The 3024-nt window shown below is 72.8% G+C and carries 2 protein-coding genes; one reads left to right on the top strand and one right to left on the bottom strand.

The window, feature by feature from the left end:
* Window positions 1-167: 167 nt before the first annotated feature.
* Window positions 168-1502: an SGNH/GDSL hydrolase family protein gene (locus tag EHS43_RS41395; RefSeq protein ID WP_125195657.1), complete on the bottom strand. Its 1335-nt coding sequence runs from the start codon at window positions 1500-1502 to the stop codon at window positions 168-170.
* A 196-nt stretch (window positions 1503-1698) separates the two neighbouring features.
* Between EHS43_RS41395 and EHS43_RS41390 the strand changes: the two genes are divergently transcribed.
* The coding region (locus tag EHS43_RS41390; RefSeq protein ID WP_148104253.1) for a DUF445 domain-containing protein at window positions 1699-3024 on the top strand (1326 nt) is incomplete at its 3' end.

Here is a 3024-nt window from a genome sequence, read left to right as displayed (position 1 = left end):
GCAGGAGCGGCTGGAGCGGCGGTCCGCCGCGCGGGAGCTGCGGCGCGGGGAGCACTGAGCACTGCGCGGTCGGGTGCGGGTGGGGGTCCGTCGTGGCTGGTCGCGCAGTTCCCCGCGCCCCTGGGTGGGTGCAGCGAGGAGGGCGACCAGCCCCTGCCGGCCCGCGCCTACAGTTTCGCCGCCACCGAACCCTTCAGGAACCGCAGGTCGAACGTGTCCGCCATCCGCTCGTACCCCCGGTCGTTGGGGTGGAGCCGGTCGCCCGAGTCGTACATCGCGCGCAGGCTGCGGGGGTCGTAGGGATCCCTCAGCGCCTGGTCGAAGTCGATCACCGCGTCGTAGACCCGGCCCGAACGGATCTCCGCGTTGACCGTCTGGCGGACGGCCTCGCGGGCCTCGGTCCAGGTGGTGCGCCTGCCGACGGGCATGAGGGTCGCGCCGACGACCTTGATGCCGCGTGCGTGGGCCTGGCGGACCAGGTCGCGCAGGCCGGCGAGGAGCTGCTGGGGGTCGACGGTGCCCGGCGTGCGCAGGATGTCGTTGATGCCGAGGTCGATGACCACGACCTTGACGTTGGGGCGGTCGAGGACGTCCCGCCGGAAGCGCCGGATGCCGGCCTGGTTCTCGCCGGGGCGGCCCCGGGCGTCCGCGAGGACCCGGTTGCCGCCGATCCCCTCGTTGACGACGCTGTAGCGGGGCAGGTTCCGGCCGGCGGTGAGCGCGGCGCGCAGGCGCCGGTTCAGGAAGTCCGGCCAGCGGGCGTTCGCGTCGGCGGTGGAGTTCTTGCCGTCGGTCAGCGAGTCGCCGAAGGCGACCACCGTGCCGTCGGCCTCGTCGCTGAGCACGTCCAGCGCGGTCAGGTACCGCCAGTGGTCGACCTGCTCCGTGTAGCCCGTCCCGGTCTCGTCCTCGGTGAGGTCGCCGGGGCCGGCGTACGAGGTCTGGCGGGCCGTCGGGTGGTAGGTGACGGGGCCGGACAGGGTGGGGGAGTAGGTGGTGACGAGGACGTCGCCGCCGGCCGGGACGGCGAGGGTGACGGCGTCGCTGAGCACCTGCGAGCCGGCCGCGATGACGACCGTGGGGTTCCCGGCGAACGTGAGCCGCCGTACGGTCCCGGCCTGTGCCGCGGGGGTCCTCGGACCGGCGGCGAGGGCGAGGGAGGCGTGTGTGACGGTCAGCGCGGTCCGGCCGTAGAGATTGGACAGCGTGATGCGGGCACTCGTACCCCCGACGCCGGCGTGGACGACGTTGCGGACGGAGCGGCCGGTCATGCCCTCGTTCTGGGTGCCGGGCTCGGCGCCGACCGGGGCCGCGGACCAGGAGCCGACCCAGACCCCGGCGGAGGCGGGTGCGGCGGAGGGGTGTGCGGGACGGGCGCCGGACAGCGAGGTCCGGTTCGAGGTGCCGGTGCCGGCCGCCACCGAGACGTAGAGGGCGGTGGACAGGGCCACGATCAGAGCGACGATCGTGGCGAGCAGGGCGTAACCATGACGCCGAGTCATGTGGTGCTGTTCTCCTAGGGCGATGGGAGCCCGAGGCTCCGATCTGATGAACCCATGATGAGGCATGAACCGGGGGAGAAGGTGGGGGACCCCCCTCCGGTTCCCTCGTTCGGACAGACGCCGGGAACTCCTGTTCCGTTCCGGGAGTCGGTCAGGAAGGGACAATGTGTGAGGGATCACCGAACGGGTGGAGCGGATGGAACGCACGAAACCTGAGGAAGCGGGACCGCCGGACGCGGAGCGACAGGCTCCGGGGAGCGGGGCCGTGACGTCCGCGAGCCGGGCCGCCCCCGCCGCGTCCGTACGTGCGATGAACACCTTCAGCGAGGCGGACCTGGAGAAGCAGCGCGGGGTGCGGCGCATGAAGCTCACCGCGACCGGGCTGCTGCTGTTCGTGGCGGTGGTGTACGTCCTCGCCGAGTGGGCGCGCAACTCCGGGGCGGGCCCCTGGGCCGGCTATGTCGCCGCGGCCGCCGAGGCCGGCATGGTCGGCGCGCTCGCCGACTGGTTCGCGGTCACCGCGCTGTTCCGCCACCCTCTCGGCCTGCCCATCCCGCACACCGCGATCATCCCCACCAAGAAGGACCAGTTGGGGATCTCGCTCGGCGAGTTCGTCGGCGAGAACTTCCTCTCGGAGGACGTCGTACGGCAGCGGCTGCGGGCCGTGGGCATCGGCAGCCGGCTCGGTGCCTGGCTGGCCGACCCCGAGCACGCCGACCGGGTCACCGCGGAGTTGTCGGCCGCGCTCAGGGGTGCCCTGACCGTGCTGCGGGACTCCGACGTCCAGGCCGTGGTCGGCGAGGCGATCACCCGGCGGGCCGAGGCCCAGGAGATCGCGCCCGGCATCGGCAAGATGCTGGACAAGGTCGTCGCCGACGGCGGGCACCGGCGGGTCGTCGACCTGGTGGTGGCCCGGGCGCACGACTGGCTCGTGCTCCACGACGAGCAGGTCATGGGCGCGGTGCAGGGCGGCGCGCCCGGCTGGACCCCGCGGTTCGTCGACAAGAAGGTCGGCGAGCGGGTCTACAAGGAGCTGCTGCGGTTCGTGACCGAGATGCGGGACATGCCCTCCCACCCGGCGCGCGGGGCACTGGACCGGTTCCTGACGGACTTCGCCTCCGACCTCCAGTCCGACACGGACACGCGCGCGCGGGTCGAGCGGCTCAAGGGCGAGGTGCTGGGGCGCGGTGAGGTGCAGGACCTGATCGCCTCCGCCTGGACGGCCGTACGGTCGATGATCGTCTCCGCCGCCGAGGACGAGCGCAGTGAGCTGCGGCTGCGGGTGCGGGCGTCGCTGCTGTCGCTGGGGGCGCGAATGGCCGTCGACCCGAAGGTGCAGGCGAAGGTCGACGGGTGGGTGGAGGGGGCCGCGGTGTACGTGGTCACCACCTACCGGCGGGAGATCACCTCCCTGATCACGGACACGGTGGCGGGCTGGGACGCCGAGCACACGACCCGGAAGATCGAGGCGCACATCGGCCGCGACCTGCAGTTCATCCGGATCAACGGCACGGTCGTCGGA

Origin of the sequence: Streptomyces sp. RP5T (assembly GCF_003933965.1) — a bacterium.
Classification (GTDB): domain Bacteria; phylum Actinomycetota; class Actinomycetes; order Streptomycetales; family Streptomycetaceae; genus Streptomyces.
Note: the sequence above shows the minus strand (reverse complement) of the source record. Positions and strands in the feature narration are given on the sequence as shown.

Bases quoted from the DNA above. Each gene is read 5' to 3' on its own strand.
- EHS43_RS41395 (WP_125195657.1), bottom strand. From the start codon at position 1,502: ATGACTCGGCGTCATGGTTACGCCCTGCTCGCCACGATCGTCGCTCTG.